This window comes from Psychrobacter sp. Cmf 22.2, assembly GCF_001921745.1.
GTDB lineage: Bacteria > Pseudomonadota > Gammaproteobacteria > Pseudomonadales > Moraxellaceae > Psychrobacter.
On sequence record NZ_MRYA01000018.1, the window covers coordinates 1 to 467 of the forward strand.

At 50.3% G+C, this 467-nt stretch carries 1 protein-coding gene; it reads right to left on the reverse strand.

Annotation, left to right across the window (positions count from 1 at the left end):
* A partial coding sequence (locus tag BTV98_RS13155; protein WP_143505766.1) for an acyl-CoA thioesterase domain-containing protein occupies positions 1-454 on the reverse strand: 454 nt, incomplete at its 3' end.
* Between the last annotated feature and the right edge of the window lie 13 nt (positions 455-467).

Sequence of the window (467 nt, forward strand, 5' to 3'; positions counted from 1 at the left end):
CGCTTTCGATAAAACCGCCCGGCCAGCCTTTCATATCATCCCAAACCGGCAATTCCTCAGGTTGATACCGAGCCTTTTGATCTTCAAGTCCTGCAATCTCACTGGTATCTTGGGTCATAAGACGCCATGCACGCGCAATAATCGCATCCCGGCCACGACTGCTCATGACCGCTTCAATCAACTCAATGGTCTTACCCGGACGGATACAACGGGTGGTAATCGTAAAGTCATCAAGTGGAATCAAGCCTAAAATGTCTAGGCTAATACGGGCAATACGGGTGTTGGCTTGCGGTGCATAGCCTTGGAGCTCCGCTGTCAGCAATCCTGTCGCTGGTGCCATATGCTGCTCATGCTCGTTCCAAGCGCCTTGTGCATGCTTGGTTGGCTGATAATGAGCAACGCTGACGCCGCCTTCTTGCTGTTCGCGTTTGATAAAATGATAATAAGCTGACATGAACATCCTTAAC